This window comes from Pseudoruminococcus sp. (genome assembly GCF_047012705.1).
GTDB lineage: Bacteria > Bacillota > Clostridia > Oscillospirales > Acutalibacteraceae > Pseudoruminococcus.
The window spans coordinates 240,626-258,426 of sequence record NZ_JBKXNW010000002.1 but is presented as its reverse complement, the minus strand read 5'-3'; the positions used below and the strand labels follow the sequence as shown (position 1 = coordinate 258,426).

The window sequence follows — 17,801 nt, the reverse complement described above, 5'->3', positions numbered from 1 at the left end:
CTTCACCCTCTCTCAGCTAATCATTTTTCCGATATAATCGCCAAGCTGTTCAGGAGTCATGGCTCCGACAAATGCCCCTAAATTAGCTAATTTCTGTCCGATATTTCTGTCGTAATCGGGGTTTGCCTGCTTATCGAGGGCGGTAAGAAATATCATCTTACTGCCTCCGCCGATAATATTTGCGGCAGTATGTAACAGGGTATTTACGCTACCGCCCTCATATAAATCCGTAACCGTAACAAAAATCGTTCTATGAGGATTACTGCAAAGGCTCTGACAGTAAGTTAATGCCTTTGCTATATCTGTGCCACCGCCAAGCTGCATACCCATAAGGACTTCAACAGGGTCTTCTACATATCCGCTTAAATCAACTATTTCTGTATCGAAAATTATCAGTTTTGTATCTATCATTGGTAGTTTAGCGAAAATTCCAGCCATAACCGCACTATAAATAACAGAATCAAGCATAGAACCGCTCTCATCAACTGCAATTATTATGCTCCATTTATTAAAGCGTTTTGTACGGCTATTGAAATATACATTCTTTAGAACAAGTTGATTATTTTTTGTATCATAGTTTTTAAGATTTCTTTGGATAGTACGCTTAAAATCAAAATTTCTCATAGACTTGACATTTGAAGGCATATTGCGGTTAAGTTTTCCGAGTAAGGACTTTCTTATATCCTGATTAAGTTTCTCGCTTATCTCGTCTACAACCTTTTTTATAATTCGTTTTGCTTCGTCTATGACATCACTTTTCATCATATGTTTAAATTGCAAGATAACCTTTAATAAATCTGTATTAGGTTCCATTTTCTTGAGAACTTCTTTATCAGTAAGCATTTCTGTAAGATTGAAATGCTCTATTGCTTGCTTTTCCAAAATTTCTACTGTCTTTTTCGGAAAAATCTTTCTTACCTTTGCTATCCAATCCGCTGTATAAAGTCTTGACGGACCATTACCACCAATACGCATAAGCTCATCGCCAAACTCCATTGAATAGAGAAAATCAAGTGTATTTTCCATATCCTCGTAGGAAATATCATCGCTATATGAGCCTGAAAAATCTATATGGTTTTCGGAATTTTTGCCGAGTATAAGACGCCATCTATTTAAACTTTGATTTTTATCGTAATTTTCAGACATATTTTTCCTCCGTAGAAATATCTTCACAAATTTGCTTATCAAGTTCAACTCCAAGTGCATAAATATCATCATAGATTACAAAGTCTTTTTTCAAATCTGAACTTGATTTTTCATAAAGTGACGCTGCTTTTTCTGCAATTTTATCTGTTTCTGAGGGGGTAAATTTACTGAACGCAAGTCTTAATTCCGGCATAACCTCCATAAAGTCATTTATTAAAAGTGAATTTATAAGGCTATCTATCATCTTTATAAATTCATAGCCAACAAGAACTATATCTCTTGCTGTTGAAAAAGCTCCTCGCAGAAATATCGCTCCTTGCTTTTTAAGCTCATCACTTCCTGTAAGATAACCAAAAAGTGCATTACTGATTTCTGACTTATAATTCGCATCATATCCATAAAGTAAGCCAAGAACAGCACCATATAAAGCCGGTTCCGGATTATCCTTTTCAATCATATCCTTGAACGCTTGAATTAGTTCAGGAAATCTGTCTGACAATATTCCCTCACAAGAAAGATTGTATAATATTCTGCAAATCTTAATACACTCCTCTGCCCTATCGGAATTTATATTTATTATCGAGGGGAGCATAATTACAATTCGACTAAAGCACTTTTCAAGGAAATATTCACTTTCGGAATTATCAATGCCATATAGTTTTTTTAGAGAAATAAGCATATTAAAGTAATAAATAGCCTTTCCTATTGAGAAAAAGTCGCCATCATTTATGATAATATCATTCATATGTTCAGCAAATTCCGCTGAAATATCTATCCCCATAAGAAAACATTCTACATATAGCTTTGCTGATTCACTGCATCGTTGTTCACTTCTCAACTGCCTTGCAGCAATAATTCTACAAGCTTCCTCAATAGTCGCACCATAAGCACTTGAATCAATTAAGGCTGTATCTGTAGCTATATTTCTTGCATATGTCCATATCTCTCTTACACGACTTCTATCAACATTATTTACGATATCTGAACCCTTCAAACGCTTTGCAAAACCTGTCTTTAAGAAATTCATACGATAGAAAAATCGACTTATCTCCATATGATTTTTCTTTGCAAAAATATCAAGCTCTACTTTCTGCTCAATAGCAATATTCACTTTCAGGCGATATTTTTTGCATTGTTCCTCAAAATCAGCTATAAGCGGAATTTTATCTTCTGTCTGACAAAGCTTGCCTATTCCCGAACCAGTAGCAATTTTGCTTAGTATTCTTAATGGCAAGTCACTTGCAGAATTAACTTCACCTTTTATAAAACAGCTTTGTACAGAATCGTATAGCTCATAAAGTCCAACGGATTTTTTATCTCTTATAAGGCGAAGTCCGTTATACATTGTTACGGCGGAGAGTATATCCGACATTGTGATTAGCAATTTTTCTTTGCTTGCTTGTTTTGCGGTTTTGAGCAAAATATCAAAAACTGTATTTTCATAGACAGTTTCTATAGAATCCGAATTGGTTTTAATTTTCTTCCATACACTTTCATAAAATCCGGGATTTTGCATACCTGACGCATAACCGTTCAGAGCGTCTGCCGCCTCAAGTGTATACGCCATAGCGTATACATTCTGCTGTTTTTCGTCAAAATGGTGCAGTCTTGGCGACTTGATTTCCTTTTCGGAATTGATAAGACTATAAAGTCCATAGCTATGAAATCCGCCTGTTACTACCAAAACTTTTTTATGAATTTTTGCAGCTTCAAGGATATTTTTAGCCATAAAGCTTTCACGAACCAAACATCCATCGTTTTCCATAATATTTTTAGGGGTATTCTGTCTGGTAAGATAGCAATATGACATCATTCTCGCAACGAAATCTTCTGTATCCATAAACAATGCGTCTATCTCAAAGAATTTCTCCCAAAATTCCTCAAAGCTACGCATATGAGTTTTTTCGCATATAGCATCAAAAACTTTATTTTCTGATAAATAATAATCGTCATTATAGTTTGGAATTTCACTTTCTTTGCGTATTCCTGTATCAGCTTTTGTGTTTATCAAAATTTCGCCATATGGCAAATCTATAAAACTACCTGTGATATTTAGCCTTTTCGCTTCTAACAGTGCGTTATATTCAGGTGACGTATTCAAAAATGGATAGTAACATTTATAACTATCAGCATTTTCATCAATCAACTTCCCCTTGTCCTTATAGAAATAATAAAATGCAACCGGCATATTCGTATCTTCATCAGTTAATATCGGAATCAGTCGGTTTGCGTTTTGCGGACCTTCAACAAGAATACAATCAGGCTTATATTTTTCTATTGTTTTTATTAAGTGATAAGAACAAGCGGGGCTATGATGCCTTATCGGAAAAAACAAAATATTTTGTTCATAATCAAACGGGATTATTTTAAATATATCTTTATTACGCAAAATTTCTTCCATATGTCAGCAACCTCAATTATGGCATAAAGTAATACAATAATTATATCACAAAAAATATAACAGATAAATACTTATTTACTTATAAAATTACTAAAAGACACTTAAAGTTTAGGTCAAGCTTTTTTAAAGGCTTGCGGATTCCAAAGGTAGTTACCTACGGCAAAGCCTTTGGTGGTTTTTAAGGGCGAAGTCCAAACATTTATTGCTCTTTTCGCCCCTACACTTAATCTGTTAGTTTATCGGTAGTTTCATCGACCGCGGCAACAATCTTATCTAATAAACTGCGAGTGAGGCAAAGCCGAGCGATTACGCGTCTTGGTCGCGGCGGCTCGTCGCTTAAGGGCTTCGCCCTTAAAACCCACGAGTGACTCCGTCCCTCGACCTTGCAAGCTTTTGAAAAAGTTTGAGCAAAACTTTTAATTGTTTTGGGAACGGCGGCTCGCAATAAAATAAAACTGGCACCGAAAAACGATGCCAGTTTTATTTCATAGATTATGGTTAAATTTTAAAATTTAAGATTTATTAAATCTGTAAAGAATTGATGCGACCAATGCAGCTACGATAAAGACAAGTGCAATTCCCGCAGCTGTTTCGCTTGCTCCTGTTGCAACTGTTCCAGCGTCTTTGCCGTTAGATGTATTTGTGCTATTTGTATCATCTGCATTGCTATTTACTTCGGAAGGCTCATTCTTTGATGACTCTTCTGAGCTTTCAACATCACTTGGCTCTGATGGCTCATTTGATGACTCGTCAGAAACAACATTTGAATCTTCGTTTGAAGGCTCATTGTTTGAAGATTCCTCTGATGATTCAGGAGCAGATGGTTCTCTGTTTACTGTATAAGAAAGTGTAGCAGTATCATAACCATTCGCCTGAATAACAATCTGATATTCTCCGTCTATACCGAATACAGGGCCGTATTCGTAAGTTGTTACAGCACTTGGACCTTTACCGGTTGTTGTAGCAGCTGTATACTGTGCATCAACATCTATAACACCATTTGCATCAAATATATCCGCTGTGTAAGTAGGCTTGCCTCTTTCTTTTTCGATATACTTAATAACATCGCCATTAGGGTCAGTTATAGCAATAGATGTGAATGCTGAGATATAATCTGCAACACCGTCTGTCTTATTATCAAGAAGAAGTTGACCGTCTTTGAGTGATGCCTGAGCGGTTGTCTTGAGTGTGAAATCTGTTGAAACACTTGCATATTTGCCCTTTGCATCAGACAAAACTGCTGTATACTTATTAGGGATTGCATTTGTGAAATTGAGTTTATCGTTGCTATATGTGCAATCAAGTCCCTCGACTGTAACCTGTGGTTCAAAATCGTTTGGAATATCGCTTATAAGGCAACTTGTTGAACCGTCTGTAATATAAGCATCATTAACATTAATGTTACCATTGTGCTTGATTGCAACATATTGATTCATTGTGAAATTATAGATGCCGTTAGCTGTGATATACTGTACATTATCAAGAGTTTCACCCATAATTGCTTCATAAGGTTCTGAACGAAGTGGGCAACCATGTGCTTCTGTTGTAAAACCTGTTGACCATGCAAGCTCGGTATTTCTCCAGATATTCTCCTGTGAATAAAGACCGTAATCATCGCCTTCTGCTGTTTCAAGAACTACGCCATAAACAACATTATCATTGAAAATATTGTTTACATCACTAAAGGAAATCTGATAGTCACCATATCTTGAGTTTGTTGAGAATGTATAGCTTGCATCTACAGTTTCTGTTTTTCCTTCTGCTTCACCAAAGGAAAGAACACCATTATCTACTGTAAGTTCCTTATATACTGCCGGAGCTTCTGTAAGTTCTGTAAAGCCAAGCTCGTCAAAATTGCTTGCTGATTTAAGTTCTGCATAATCTTCTGCTGAAACTTTTACGGGGAAAATAACACCGTTGATATATCCCATTGTGTTATCTGCATTTTCTGAAGTATATGTACCTGCATTGAGGCTTTGATTTTTATACTTATTCATAGTAGCAGAGCTTACTGCATCAACATAATCAGTGCTTGTAACACCTTTTGTTGTATCAACATTTTCTCCTAAATAGAAATCGTGATACGAAATCTTCATTGTACCGTAAACATAGTCTGCGGAATTTTTACTGCTGTTTGACGCAAATGCAGCACTTGATGTCACACTAAGAACCAGTGCTGCCGCCAAAACAGTTGAAACTGTTTTTTTGCTGTTCATAACGAACCTCCCGAAAATATTTTAGTTAGCTTTTACTAACCTTTGATTAGTTATAACTAACTACCTTTATTTTATACCTATTTTTTCCAAAAGTCAATAAAGCAAAATAAAAAATTTCTAATTTTTATGAGTAAATTATTTTGCAAGAGAATAGCCTGATGATTGGTAAATTATAGAAAAGCTTTCTTTTAATTCATCTGTGACATAAATTTTCTTATCATCGGTTATAAGGATAGCTTCTATACCGTATTTTTCGCAATATTCAAGAGCCTTGTCCTTACCTAAGACAAAAAGCGTTGTTGAAAGTGCGTCGCAAAGCATACCATCTTCATCGACAATCGTTACAGAAACCAAGCCATTTTCTGCCGGGTATCCGCTCTTAGGGTCTATTATATGATGATAACTCTTACCGTTTTCCTCAAAATATCTCTGATAGCCACCAGATGTTACAACTGCCTTATCTACTACTTCAATACGACAAAGCTGTTTTGAGGAATCCTCCGGATTACATATAGAAACTCCCCACGCACTGCCATCGGGTTTTGAACCTATTGTTTGAATATTTCCGCCAAGATTAAGCAAGGCACTCTCTATTCCCATAGAACGAATTTTATCTGCGGCTTTCTTACCGGCATAGCCCTTTGCAATTCCGCCAAGGTCTATTTCGATATTCTTTGGAACGGTTACCGTACTCGCTTTTTCGTCAAGCGTAATCTTTGAACTATCAACATATTCAAGATTTTTTGAAAGCTCTTCCCTACTCGGAACTTTATACTTCCCTGTTGTAAAACCCCAAAGCTTAACTATCGGATAGATTGTAATATCAAACGCACCATCGCTTTTTTTATTGACATCAAGAGCGGTCGATATAAGTGTAAGCGTATCTTCTGAAACCTTTATCGCATTATTTGCTGAAGAATTTATCTTTGAAATTTCGCTTTCAGGGTTTGTTACAGAAAGCTTATTCTCCAAATCTTCTACAATAGTTGACGCCTCGTTTACAGCAGCCTTTGCGTTTTCTCCATAAGCCTTAAAATTCATATATGTGTCCATTGCGAAAAATGACAGGCTTTTCTCGTTGCTATCATCATAATCACTGCCAAGAGAAATTTCATAAACTGATGAGGTTTCTCCGTTTGAATTATTACAAGTTGTAAGGCTCAAAGAAAGAGTTACCATTATTAAAGCTAAAATTTGTTTTTTCATATCAATTCTTCGCACTGTTCAAAGCCTGTTCAACCGCTGCCATAATACCCTCTGAGGAGTATGTAGCACCGCTTGTTGCGTCAACATTCGTACTTTGGTTTGAGATAATTTGTGATGTTACATTCTGAACACAGCTCTCAAAATACCAAGGGTCGCTTTCATCTGATGTTGCCTCTATATTTGTGATTTTATCATCCTTAATTGTGATTGTTACATAGATATTCCCATCATAACCATAGGCTGAACCGCTGAACTTTCCGTCCTTATATTTATTTTGTACAACAGGTGCTTTTGATGTTTCTTGTGCTGACTTTTCAGGCTTTGAAACAGTATTACCACTATTTGACGGCTTATTTGTAGATTGGCTTGGCTTAGAAGTTGATGGCTTTGAACTTGTATTATTTTTACTTGATGAGCTGTTGTTGTTATTTGAAGTAGACGGTTTACTGTTTTGTGTGTTATTGTTATTAGAAGTGTTACTGCTCTTTGTTGCAACTTGACTGCTTTGAGAATTGCTCTTTGATGTTTCTCTCTTTGTTGACTTACTTTCTACTTTTGATGAAGTCTTTGAGCTTTCAGAAGTTGTTGATTTAGATTCTTCTTTGTTTTCGGTTGAGGTTGTTTCTGATGTCTGGCTTACTTCTGAGGTTTCAACAGGAAGCTGGCTTTCCGAATTGGAATTATCAGCAGTAGCAGCGGAACTTTCTGCAGAATACGCAAAAGTCCTGACCGGTGTTCTTGCAGGTGTTGCGGTATTTCCATTGCCTAAGAATACAAAAAGGCAAACCGCTCCGACAATTCCTGCTGCACAAACGCCTGAACCTGCATTAAGAGCAAGTTTGATATTTGAGTTCTTTTTAAGAAGATATTTTCTGACACGCATTACAAGGTATACACCAAAAACTATTGTATAAAGAATAAGGCTAAGTGCATAATCTCCTCGACGAGCCTGTGCACTTGAATATGTCAAAAGGAAGATATGAATATAAATCAAAGCATAAAAAGCATATGCAAAACGCTGAAGTTTTTTCCAAAGCTTTGGTTTCATTTTCTTTCTTACTTTTGGGAATGACATTATTGCAAGTGGTATCATAATCACAAGCATTAGCAATGATGCAATAGCGGCAAGAAGCTGTGTTACAGGCATTGTTGAAGCTGATGTGAAAAGTCTTACAAAATAGGTTTTCCCAAAGAAAATATTATGGCAAAGTATCATTATTGAAGCCATAATCGAAAGTTCTCCGCGAATGACAATCAGCTTTTTCATTATTGCAGAACCATTTTTTAACGCTCCTGTATACATAACAATGATGAAAATTGCTGTTGCAAGAGAACCTCTCCTGAATAAAGCAAGAATGTAATTATTGACAAAATCGGGTACGCCGTCAAACGGAATGAGTGCCAATACAGCAGTTATTATTCCTGCTCCGATGTAAAATAAATTTGGGTGCTTTTTGAGAGCTTTTCCACATAAAAATACAAAAGCTACTGCAAGCACAAGTGAAATTATAAGCAGCATTATTATCCCTCCATTTTTTATTTTTGCCGAAATTTATGCTACAAAAATCCCGACAAAATCTTCCCTATAAGCATTAAATAAATTCCCACCTTTTGAATTAGTATTAACTAACTTTAAAAACTATTAAATTTAAAGTTTTAGCCGACATTTACCTTTTAGCCCCCTACAAGAGTTCCCTACAGAAAAACATTCCATTGGAATGTTTTTCTACCTCCTGTGCTTTGAAAAGGCTAGAACGAAACTTGTCGAGCAATTATGCGTCTTGAGCAAGACTTTTAATTTATATCAACTTCTTGTTTTTTAACACAAAGTATTTTATTAAGTCTATTAAGAAAAGTTCCCTTAGCAAGACTCCTATCAAGAAATTCAGTGATTAAACCTGTAATCAGGCCTGTTATACAGCCTGCAATCAACAGTACAGGCAAATACCCAATAACCGTCCACGAGCCTAAAACTACAACTGCGGCTAAAATTTGTCCTATATTATGAAAAATTGCCCCTACGACACTCGCAAACCACACTGTCTTTTTCTTTGTTATGTATAGAACTATACTCATCGCAAGTAAACTAAGTATACCGCCCGAAAGGCTATAAAATAAAGACATTATCTGTCCGGCGAATATTGAAGCCAAAATTACCCTTACAATTAAAACTGTAAATGCAGAGCGTTTATTAGTATTTACAAGCAAAAACAGCGTTACTATATTTGCAAAGCCCGGCTTTATTCCGGGAATATTAACTACCGGCGGCATTAAACTTTCAAGCACGAATATTGTCAATGATATTGTAACAAACATTGAAAGCATCGCTATTTTTCTTATATTTAAGCTATTATTTTTTCTCAATTCACATCACCTAATTCGCAACTGCATCTATGGAATTATCTGTATTATCCGAAATTTCTATGATAATTTTATTCGGCAAACAAACAACAGGTACAGATGAATTGTCTATAAATCCTGTGTCTATACAGATATGGTCGGGACAGCTTGCGTTTATAATTCCTATACTGCCATTTCGTACTTCTACTATATTTTCAGATTTATCCTTACCATCTATGGTCAATCTATATGTTTCCTTAACAGAATTTAAATCTATTGTATAGATAAGTTTTTTATCCTGATAAATGCGAGCTATTTTTTCATCTTGATTTTTTGCATTGTTATTCATTGCAAGTGCTGCAACGGTTGAAGTTATTAGTATCAGCACAAAAATTATGACACAAATAATATTTCTTTTTATGCTTATCACCTCTTACTTTAGTTAGTTTTGATTAACTATTCTTTAAAAAATATAGGGATTTCTCCCTAAATAGTAAAGTTATATTTCAGAAATACATAATTTACCCCTATGGTCAATATATTTCGCCACAATGGTAATATATTCCGTCCGCCGATTATTTTATCACAACGGAATTTTGTTGTCAATGATAAGATTTTTTAGGATTTTAATTTATATCAATAAGTTTCCTCTTGCTTTGTCGGTATAAATCCACCTACATCAAAAAGATTTTTGTTTGAAAGCGAAATTAGATTTACACCATAATTCAAAGCAAAAGTTTTCATATTATTATAGTTTTTATGAGCTTTTATATCGCCACAAAACGCAAGAATATCATTAGAAAGCTTTCCGCAAGAACCACCAATAAAACCATAATCGTAGCCTTCTATTTCGATATATCCACTCTCTATTTTAAGTACGTCAATGCTATTTTCAATACAAGCCTTATATATTCCGCTATCTGAGGTTATAACTGCACTTTCAGCAACAACAGCAGTTGAACAGCGGGCATAGCCTTGCTTAACTGAAATAATTTTAATAGAATTTGTCTTGCAATATTCCATAAGCTTATCATCAATAGATAATGCACGACATATCATTTTATCTCCTAAAAGCACTGCATTAAGTGCCGTACAGCTTGGATACTTGCCAGAAATTATTTTTCCCGACAGCGAAACATTATAACCGAGAGAGCTTAATTTATCCGCAAGAAGAGTATTATTTTTAGCAACAAGCAAATTATCATTGCACAAATGAATTGCCGAAATATCGGCGTGATACTTTTCAGCACCACATACTTTGGAAAGCTCATTAGCTTCTATTAGAGAAATTCCAAGCCTTTTAAGCTCATCTATAACAAATTTATATCTACCGGAAACTATAAGCTCCGAAACATCAGATGTTGGAAGATTCGATTTTTCTACGAAAATTGATTTATTCATTGAATTCACCACCAAACATAATCAAAAATAGCTACGGCTTTTGCTTAATCTAAAGCAACCGTAGCTATTTTTTATAAGTGCATTACACGGTCTTTAATCTCCTGTGTACGACCTTGATTCCAATATTGTGTGCCTATGTATCCACAAGTTCTTCTCGCAACATTCATCTTAGTTTGGTCACGATTATGACAATGCGGACACTCCCAAATAAGCTTACCGTCCTCATCTGTGACAATCTGAATTTCTCCATCAAAACCACATACCTGACAATAATCACTCTTTGTATTTAATTCCGCATACATAATATTATCATAGATGAACTTAATAACATCGAGAACAGCCTCAATATTCTGCTGCATATTAGGAACTTCAATATAGCTTATGGCACCGCCTGTTGAAAGTGCTTGGAACTTTGATTCAAAACTAAGTTTTGTGAAAGCATCTATATCTTCTGTTACATGAACATGATAGCTATTTGTGATATAGTTTCTGTCTGTTACGCCCTTAATAATTCCAAAACGCTTTTGTAAGCATTTTGCAAATCTATATGTTGTGCTTTCGAGCGGTGTTCCATATATACCAAAGCCGATATTTGTTTCTTTCTTCCAACGCTCACAAGCTTCATTCATATGCTCCATAATCTTTATCGCAAATGGAGTTGCCGATGGGTCTGTGTGAGATTTACCTGTCATATATCTTACGCACTCGCAAAGTCCTGCATAGCCAAGAGAGATTGAAGAATAACCGCCGTATAAAAGCTTATCTATTGGTTCTCCCTTTTTAAGACGAGAAATCGCGCCATACTGCCATAAAATAGGTGCGGCGTCTGAAAGCGTACCCTTTAATCTTTCATGACGGCACATAAGCGCTTCATAGCAGAGTTGAAGACGCTTATCGAAAATATCCCAGAATTTATCAACATCTCCACCTGATGAAAGTGCTACATCAACGAGATTGATTGTTACAACACCCTGATTAAATCTACCATAGAACTTATAGTTTCCGTTTTCGTCCTTCCAAGGTGAAAGACAAGAACGACAACCCATAACAGGAAAACAGTTACCCTCTTTAAGCTCTTTCATCTTCTTTTCGGAAATATAATCAGGAACAAGACGCTTTGCCGTGCATTTCGCAGCAAGCTCTGTGAGGTAATAATATTCTGAACCTTTCTCTATATTATCTTCCTCAAGGACATATATAAGCTTTGGAAATGCAGGTGTAATCCATACTCCTGATTCATTCTTAACACCCTCATAACGCTGACGGAGTGTTTCCTCGATAATCATTGCGAGGTCATGCCTTTCAGTAGCGTTCTTAGCCTCATTTAGATACATAAATACCGTTACAAAAGGTGCCTGACCGTTTGTGGTCATAAGAGTTACAACCTGATATTGAATAATCTGAACACCACGCTTGATTTCTTCACGAAGTCTGCGTTCGACAATATTTGAAACAACTTCTTCATCAAGTTCTCCGTGAAGTTCCTCTGCTTCTCTGATAACATCTTTGCGAATCTTATTTCTTGAAACCTGTACGAATGGTGCAAGATGTGCAAGACTGATACTCTGACCACCATACTGACTACTTGCAACCTGAGCTATAATCTGTGTTGCGATATTACAAGCTGTTGAAAAACTGTGTGGTTTTTCGATGAGAGTGCCGGAAATAACTGTTCCATTCTGTAGCATATCCTCAAGGTTGACAAGGTCGCAGTTGTGCATATGTTGTGCGTAGTAATCCATATCGTGAAAATGAATTACACCTTCCTCGTGAGCCTTGACAATCTCTCTTGGCAAAAGAAGACGCTTTGAAATATCCTTGCTGACCTCACCTGCCATATAATCACGCTGAACGCTATTTACAGTTGGATTTTTATTTGAATTTTCTTGCTTAACCTCTTCGTTATTACATTCGATAAGACTAAGAATCTGATTATCAGTAGTATTTGCTCTTCTTACGAGAGTACGATTATAACGATACTTTATATATCGTTTAGCAACCTCAAAAGCTCCTTGCTCCATAATCTTCTGCTCAACCATATCCTGAATTTCTTCGACGCTTGGAGCACGATTTATAGAGTTGCATTTCTGTTCAACCGATGCAGCTATTCTGACAATCTGTTCACGAGAAAGCTCTTTTGAGGAATCATCTGCATTATTTGCTTTTGTAATTGCTGCAATAATTTTAGTTATATCGAAAACGACTTCTGTACCATTACGCTTAATAATTTTCATTTTAAATACTCCCTTAAAAAATCGCAATAAAAAAGCCTGCTTGCAAACAGGCTTTCAGAATATAAAGCTAAGATATTTTCCTGTTTGTGATACAATATATAGTAGCACTATTAGGAAAAGTTGTCAATATATAGATTTAACAAATTTTTATAAACCACAAAATGTAGAGTACCCTAATCAAAATGCGAACATAAATAACTATACAACAAATTTTGCTAAATAATTTTACTTCAAGGAAATTTAAAAAATAAATCTTAAATTTAAAACCATTGATATATATAGTTTATTTAATAATTGTATATTGATGATTATTCAACAATAGAAATGAAAGCACTTAAGCCTCCACGCTTACCGTTTGTTGCTCTATGCGAAAATAGAAGGTCACTGTTGCATTTTGTGCAAAGGTCACTGACAAGAATATTTTCAGGCAATAAACCCGCATTAAGCAAAGTTCTGCGGTTTACTTCCTTTAAATCGACAATATGCTTTCCCCTGCCAAGTGATTTTGTGAAATATGCCGGACGCAAATCTATCATTGAGGCAAATTTCTCATAAACAGGTGTATCGACTTCATAACAGCAACCACCTATCGCAGGACCTACAACTGCTATAATATCCTCTGGGTCACAACCATATTCTTCGGTCATTCGCTCAACCGTAACCTGCCCCATTCTGCTGGCTGTGCCTCTCCAGCCGGCGTGTGAGGTTGCTATAACACGCTTTTCTGGGTCGGCAAAAAGAAGCGGCGTACAATCCGCATAATGCGTCACAAGCGTAACATTAGGCTCATTAGTCATAAGACCGTCTACACTGAGTATATCCTTAGGACGCTCAATTCCTATGCCGCAATCCGCAGAAGTAACCTTGCGTACAAAGGTATGATGGTCTTGTGCAGAACTTACAAGCGTTGAGTAATCAAAACCCACTGCATCGCACATAAGCTTATAATTCTCTCTGACATTTTCGTCAGAATCCCCTCTGCCAAATGCAAGGTTCATAGACTTAAATTCGTTATCACTAACACCGCCAATGCGTGTAGAAAATGCGTGCTTAACAAAATCCAATTCTGAAAGATTAGGAAATGTTAAAAAGCCAACTCCGTTGACAAAATTTAAGTTTGTATTATCGCTCTTGAATATCACATTCATTCTCCTAATACGATATTTGCAATATTTTGCAAAAAGTGTTATAATAGGTCGATAGACAATAATACGCACTTCGGCGTTTATTTAAGATAAGGAATGATGATTTATGATTAACCTAAATAATATAAAGCTGCCTTTTCAGAAAAAACTTTTCGGCAACAATATTGAGCCAAAGTGCGAATATTGCTGTTTCGGTCGAGTTAAAGATGACGGAACTATTCTTTGTTACAGCGGTTCAACACCTCAAGAGGGCGGCTGTAAGAAATTTAAATATGACCCTCTAAAGCGTGAACCAAATAGGCTTCCTCCGCTTCAGAAATACTCTCCCGAAGACTTTATGTTATAATTAAATTTTGGGCTTAATCCTTGTCTGCATCTGCGAAAACCTCATCAAGATGAGATGTGCAGTGTGGACAGCGTGTAGCCTTAATATCAATCTCTGTCATACAGAAAGGACAAGTCTTGACGGTAGGCTCTTCAGTCTCCTCGGGCTTGTTTTTCTTTCCGAGTCTTGATAAAGCATTAAGTCCCTTAACAAGCAGAAAGATGACAAATGCCATAATGATGAAGTTGATAACCGCTGTTAAAAACGAACCATACTTCACACTTACGCCGAAAATCTCAACAGACAAATCTGATAAATCTGTTTTTGCGACAAGTCCTATCAAAGGCGACATAATATCCTTTACAAGTGAATTAACTATTGCTTGAAATGCCGCACCTATGATAACACCGATTGCAAGGTCCATTACACTTCCACGAAGTGCAAATTCTTTAAATTCTCTAAAAAACTTTTTCACAGTATATCATACCTCTGAATTTATGGGCGAATAATATTCGTCCTTTATTTTATGCAAACTGGCGGTTAAGACTATCTACTGCGTCATCGAAGTCTGCACGAGTTACAAGTACAGAAATTTGTGATTCACTCGTTGTAATAAGCATAATCTGTACATTTGCCTCAGCCAAGGTCTTAAATACCTTTGCAGCGACACCCGGGGCATTCTCCATAGCAACATCAACTATAGAAATAATGCAGTTTCCGCTAGAAACTATTGGCTTTACAGAGCCATCTTTGAGCTTAGATGTATACTCCACAGTTTTAATAAAATCATCGTCCTTGACAGTAAAAGCAAGAACTGAACGGTTACTGTTTTCTGAAAGTGAAATCATATTTACATCTACAGAAAGTTCTGCAATTTTTCCGAATACCTCTCCTATAAACGCCATATCACTCGGTACATTCATAAGTTTAATCAATGTGACATCTTCACAGGTTTTAATAACAGGGTTAAATTTACTCAAAACAAACAGCTCCTTTCAAGTTATAAAATATTATTATTTTATTTAATATGCAGCCTTTCATATGCTATTTCATTTGAAAGTGTTGCACCATTAAAGCGTGGCCATGCGTCTATATCATCGTTATTCTTTCTTGGAATAATATGAATATGAAAATGCGGAACAGACTGTCCAGCGCTTTCTTCATTCGCATTTAATAAGTTTATGCCGTCATATCCACACTCATTAACACAATGTTCTGACACCAATTTAACTGTGCTAATCAGTTGATGAAGCGTTTCCTCATCACAGTCAAGAATATTTTTAATATGCTTTTTAGGAATTGCTAACATATGCCCGTTCACATCTTTTGCAACATCCAAAATAACAAGAACATTCGAGTTTTCATATATTTTCAAACTTGGAATTTCATTTTTAATTATCTTACAAAAAATACAATCACACATAAATAACTCCTAAGAATTTTAATTTTGTGCGGAGAGTAAGTCGCTCATATCGTACATTCCGGCTGACTGACCGTTCATATATACTGCCGCATTAACTGCTCCGACTGCAAAAACTGACTTTGAACGGGCAGAATGACTTATTGTGAAAAGCTCATCTGTACCTGCAAAAAGTACTTCGTGTTCGCCGACAATATTTCCACCACGAACAGCGTGGATGCCGATTTCACGCTTATCACGCTTTTTTCTGTATGCGTGGCGGTCATAAACATACTGTGCGTCATTTTTTGCGTACTCTGTTATTGCATCAGCTATCATAAGTGCTGTACCGCTCGGTGCATCGAGCTTTTGGTTATGATGCTTTTCGATAATCTCTATATCAAAGCTTTCACCAAATACCTTAGCGGCTTTCTTGGAAAGCTCGATTAGAAGATTTATACCGAGTGACATATTTCCTGAATAGAAAATAGCAATTTCCTTTGAAGCTTCCTTAATCTGTGCAACCTGTTCAGGGCTATAACCTGTTGTGCATATTACAGCAGGCAACTTCTTTTCAATGCAATATGCAAGCATATCATCGAGACAAGCAGGATTAGAAAAGTCGATTACTACATCGGCAGTTTCTGCTATTTCTGCAAAACTGCTGTATACCGGGAATCCTAAGCCTTCTTTTTTTGCAATATCAACGCCTGCAACAATTTCACAATCGGAACGATTATCAACAGCAGCAGCGATAGCTGCTCCCATCTTTCCGCAAGCTCCACAAAGAACTATCTTTGTCATCGTTTACACATCCTTTTATTTAAAAATCATAGTAAGCTAACACACTTATATAAAACATAAGAAATTAAGCGGCGGACAAAGTCCGCCGCTCAAGAGTAAAGGATGTTAAGGGCGTTGCCCTTAAAACCCATGAGGGACTCCGTCCCTCAACCCTGCGAGCAGCTTTCACCAGCAAAGCTGGTGTAGAAAAGGCTCGAGCGAAACTTCTAAGTTTCTTGGGGCAGTGCATTAGCTAAGCGATTCCGCGTCTTGACTGCGGAGCGCTGCTTAAATAAGGCCGTATTCAACGAGAGTCTTTCTCAATGCCTCGTGACCGCTTTCGCTCATAGCAGTAAGTGGCAAACGGCAGTCTCCACAGTTGAAGCCGAACATATTCATAGCTTCCTTAATCGGAATAGGGTTGACATCTGAGAAAAGCATATCCATAAGCTTGATATACTTCTTCTGCATCTCAAATGACTTCTTGAAATCACCTGCAAGTGCAGCAGCTACAAGCTCGTGGCTTTCCTTAGGGCATATATTTGCAAATACGGAAATAACACCCTTACCGCCCATAGCAGTAATTGTGAAAGCCTGACTATCCTCGCCTGAATATACATCAAGGTTATCTCCGCAAAGAGCCATTGTGCGTACAAGTGCTGATGTATCGCCGTTAGCTTCCTTAGTAGCCTTGATATTCGGGTGCTTGGAGAGTTCGTAATATGTTTCCGGCTTAATGTTACAGCCTGTTCTTGACGGAACATTATAAAGAATAATCGGAATATCAACATTATCTGCAATAGCTGTATAGTGGCGGATAAGTCCTGCCTGAGAGGTCTTATTATAATATGGTGTAACGGAAAGAATAGCGTCTGCACCAACAGCCTGAGCGTGCTTTGAAAGTCCTATTGCATAGTTTGTGTCATTGCTTCCTGCACCTGCAATAACAGGTACACGATGTGCAACCTTCTTGATAGTGTACTCAATAACCTCGCAATGTTCCTCGTTATTGAGAGTTGCGGATTCACCTGTTGTACCACAGGTTATAATTGCATCAGTACCATTTTCGATTTGGAAATCGATAATTCGTCCAAGCTCGTCAAAGTTTACTGAGCCATCGGGATTCATAGGTGTAATAATAGCAACGCCTGAACCCTCAAAAATGTGTTCTGACATAGTATCACCCCGTTTTATAGATTTTAGAT

The 17,801-nt window shown here is 36.7% G+C and carries 16 protein-coding genes; 1 reads left to right on the top strand and 15 read right to left on the bottom strand.

What is annotated here, in order from left to right; translation table 11 throughout:
* Positions 1–12 precede the first annotated feature (12 nt).
* The 10 genes from ACLU24_RS03065 to pgeF all read right to left on the bottom strand — a co-directional run bounded on the left by ACLU24_RS03065 (position 13) and on the right by pgeF (position 14,086).
* Positions 13–1,146 carry a VWA domain-containing protein gene (locus tag ACLU24_RS03065; protein WP_412610231.1) on the bottom strand — a complete coding sequence of 378 codons (1,134 nt, stop codon included), beginning with the start codon at positions 1,144–1,146 and terminating at the stop codon, positions 13–15.
* Positions 1,139–3,547, bottom strand: a complete 2,409-nt coding sequence (locus ACLU24_RS03060; protein ID WP_412610230.1) for a DUF5682 family protein — start codon at positions 3,545–3,547, stop codon at positions 1,139–1,141. Before ACLU24_RS03060 ends, ACLU24_RS03065 begins: the two co-directional genes overlap by 8 nt.
* 512 nt (positions 3,548–4,059) lie before the next feature.
* On the bottom strand, positions 4,060–5,763 hold the full coding sequence (locus ACLU24_RS03055) for a hypothetical protein (protein WP_412610228.1): 1,704 nt from the start codon (positions 5,761–5,763) through the stop codon (positions 4,060–4,062).
* 135 nt (positions 5,764–5,898) lie between these two features.
* Positions 5,899–6,969 (bottom strand): FAD:protein FMN transferase, encoded by a 1,071-nt coding sequence (locus ACLU24_RS03050; protein ID WP_412610227.1) that lies wholly within the window; start codon positions 6,967–6,969, stop codon positions 5,899–5,901.
* A 1-nt stretch (position 6,970) separates the two neighbouring features.
* The gene (locus tag ACLU24_RS03045) at positions 6,971–8,488 is read right to left on the bottom strand and encodes an FMN-binding protein (protein WP_412610226.1); all 1,518 of its coding nucleotides are present in this window, start codon (positions 8,486–8,488) and stop codon (positions 6,971–6,973) included.
* A gap of 275 nt (positions 8,489–8,763) precedes the next feature.
* Positions 8,764–9,333, bottom strand: coding sequence for a Gx transporter family protein (locus ACLU24_RS03040; protein WP_412610225.1), 570 nt, complete (start codon positions 9,331–9,333; stop codon positions 8,764–8,766).
* Positions 9,334–9,343: 10 nt separating this feature from the next.
* A complete protein-coding gene (locus ACLU24_RS03035; RefSeq protein ID WP_412610224.1) occupies positions 9,344–9,697 on the bottom strand; it encodes a NusG domain II-containing protein in 354 nt (117 codons plus the stop codon).
* A gap of 248 nt (positions 9,698–9,945) precedes the next feature.
* Positions 9,946–10,710, bottom strand: a complete 765-nt coding sequence (locus tag ACLU24_RS03030) for a DUF6873 family GME fold protein (RefSeq protein WP_412610223.1) — start codon at positions 10,708–10,710, stop codon at positions 9,946–9,948.
* A gap of 71 nt (positions 10,711–10,781) precedes the next feature.
* Entirely contained in the window at positions 10,782–12,944 is a 2,163-nt protein-coding gene (gene nrdD / locus ACLU24_RS03025) for an anaerobic ribonucleoside-triphosphate reductase (protein WP_412610222.1), read from the bottom strand.
* Positions 12,945–13,252: 308 nt separating this feature from the next.
* Positions 13,253–14,086, bottom strand: a complete 834-nt coding sequence (pgeF, locus tag ACLU24_RS03020; protein WP_412610220.1) for a peptidoglycan editing factor PgeF — start codon at positions 14,084–14,086, stop codon at positions 13,253–13,255.
* 109 nt (positions 14,087–14,195) lie between these two features.
* On the opposite strand from pgeF, the gene ACLU24_RS03015 reads away from it, so the two are divergent.
* Positions 14,196–14,435 carry a hypothetical protein gene (locus tag ACLU24_RS03015; RefSeq protein ID WP_412610219.1) on the top strand — a complete coding sequence of 80 codons (240 nt, stop codon included), beginning with the start codon at positions 14,196–14,198 and terminating at the stop codon, positions 14,433–14,435.
* 13 nt (positions 14,436–14,448) lie between these two features.
* On the opposite strand, the gene mscL is transcribed toward ACLU24_RS03015, so the two are convergent.
* The 5 genes from mscL to dapA all read right to left on the bottom strand — a co-directional run bounded on the left by mscL (position 14,449) and on the right by dapA (position 17,772).
* Positions 14,449–14,889 (bottom strand): large conductance mechanosensitive channel protein MscL, encoded by a 441-nt coding sequence (gene mscL, locus ACLU24_RS03010; RefSeq protein ID WP_412610218.1) that lies wholly within the window; start codon positions 14,887–14,889, stop codon positions 14,449–14,451.
* A gap of 49 nt (positions 14,890–14,938) precedes the next feature.
* Entirely contained in the window at positions 14,939–15,394 is a 456-nt protein-coding gene (locus ACLU24_RS03005; protein WP_412610216.1) for an ACT domain-containing protein, read from the bottom strand.
* A gap of 38 nt (positions 15,395–15,432) precedes the next feature.
* Positions 15,433–15,837, bottom strand: coding sequence for an HIT domain-containing protein (locus ACLU24_RS03000; RefSeq protein ID WP_412610215.1), 405 nt, complete (start codon positions 15,835–15,837; stop codon positions 15,433–15,435).
* An 18-nt stretch (positions 15,838–15,855) separates the two neighbouring features.
* On the bottom strand, positions 15,856–16,617 hold the full coding sequence (gene dapB / locus ACLU24_RS02995; RefSeq protein ID WP_412610214.1) for a 4-hydroxy-tetrahydrodipicolinate reductase: 762 nt from the start codon (positions 16,615–16,617) through the stop codon (positions 15,856–15,858).
* A 267-nt stretch (positions 16,618–16,884) separates the two neighbouring features.
* A complete protein-coding gene (gene dapA / locus ACLU24_RS02990) occupies positions 16,885–17,772 on the bottom strand; it encodes a 4-hydroxy-tetrahydrodipicolinate synthase (protein ID WP_412610213.1) in 888 nt (295 codons plus the stop codon).
* Between the last annotated feature and the right edge of the window lie 29 nt (positions 17,773–17,801).

Excerpts from the sequence above, each read along its gene's own strand:
- ACLU24_RS03045 (WP_412610226.1), bottom strand. The coding sequence starts at position 8,488 with ATGCTGCTTATAATTTCACTTGTGCTTGCAGTAGCTTTTGTATTTTTA.
- ACLU24_RS03065 (WP_412610231.1), bottom strand. The coding sequence starts at position 1,146 with ATGTCTGAAAATTACGATAAAAATCAAAGTTTAAATAGATGGCGTCTT.
- ACLU24_RS03000 (WP_412610215.1), bottom strand. The coding sequence starts at position 15,837 with ATGTGTGATTGTATTTTTTGTAAGATAATTAAAAATGAAATTCCAAGT.
- ACLU24_RS03055 (WP_412610228.1), bottom strand. The coding sequence starts at position 5,763 with ATGAACAGCAAAAAAACAGTTTCAACTGTTTTGGCGGCAGCACTGGTT.
- nrdD (WP_412610222.1), bottom strand. The coding sequence starts at position 12,944 with ATGAAAATTATTAAGCGTAATGGTACAGAAGTCGTTTTCGATATAACT.
- ACLU24_RS03015 (WP_412610219.1), top strand. The coding sequence starts at position 14,196 with ATGATTAACCTAAATAATATAAAGCTGCCTTTTCAGAAAAAACTTTTC.
- dapB (WP_412610214.1), bottom strand. The coding sequence starts at position 16,617 with ATGACAAAGATAGTTCTTTGTGGAGCTTGCGGAAAGATGGGAGCAGCT.
- dapA (WP_412610213.1), bottom strand. The coding sequence starts at position 17,772 with ATGTCAGAACACATTTTTGAGGGTTCAGGCGTTGCTATTATTACACCT.
- ACLU24_RS03050 (WP_412610227.1), bottom strand. The coding sequence starts at position 6,969 with ATGAAAAAACAAATTTTAGCTTTAATAATGGTAACTCTTTCTTTGAGC.
- ACLU24_RS03030 (WP_412610223.1), bottom strand. The coding sequence starts at position 10,710 with ATGAATAAATCAATTTTCGTAGAAAAATCGAATCTTCCAACATCTGAT.
- ACLU24_RS03060 (WP_412610230.1), bottom strand. The coding sequence starts at position 3,547 with ATGGAAGAAATTTTGCGTAATAAAGATATATTTAAAATAATCCCGTTT.